The organism is Absiella sp. AM29-15 (assembly GCF_003434225.1).
Lineage (GTDB): Bacteria > Bacillota_I > Bacilli_A > Erysipelotrichales > Erysipelotrichaceae > Hoskinsella > Hoskinsella hominis.
Map to the genome: position 1 here is coordinate 434 of NZ_QVFL01000051.1, position 811 is coordinate 1,244.

At 29.5% G+C, this 811-nt stretch carries 1 protein-coding gene; it reads left to right on the forward strand.

All coding sequences use genetic code 11. The features are described from left to right. Positions 1 to 59: 59 nt before the first annotated feature. Positions 60 to 811: AAA family ATPase (locus DW761_RS20865; protein WP_233513154.1), on the forward strand; the 752-nt coding region annotated here is incomplete at its 3' end.

An 811-nucleotide genomic window follows, 5' to 3' on the forward strand; every position in this document is an offset into this window, starting at 1 on the left:
AAGATTGTTATTTTTGTATTACACGTCCAAGGAGATTTGGGAAAACAATTAATGCAAATATGCTTGGGGCTTATTATACGCAAGGGTATGATACACGAGAATTATTTAAAGATTTGAGAATAGCACAAACAGTGTCTTATGAAGAACATATCAATAAACATCATGTTATTTATATAGATTTTAGTAGGTTGCCTGATCCATGTAATTCATATGAAGAATATATAAGCTGGATTAAATACTGCTTGCAAGATGATTTGAAAAAAGGTTATGGAATTGAAAAAGTTCCTGGAGAACCTATCCAAAATCTATTTGAAAAAACAAATGAGAAATTTATCTTTATAATGGATGAATGGGACAGTATTTTTTACAAAGATTTTATGCAAGAAAAGGATAAAAAAGCATATTTAGAATTTTTAAAAGGATTATTTAAAACTCAGCCATATGTAGAATTAGCATATATGACAGGTGTATTACCGATTGCAAAATATTCTACCGGTTCTGAATTGAATATGTTTAGAGAATATAATTTCATGAATGACACTATTTATGAAGATTATTTTGGTTTTGATGAAAAAGAAGTGAAAGAATTAACACAACAATATCCAAAACCATCGTTTGAAGTATTAAAAAAATGGTATGATGGTTACTATAAATCTGATGGTACTAGCTTATTTAATCCACGTTCTGTTTCATCAGCGTTAACGGATGGTGTCTGTCGAAATTATTGGACAGAAACAGGGCCAATGAATGAAATTGCTGAATATATAGAACATAATGTAGATGAGGTAAGAGAAGATATCGTGAAAATGGT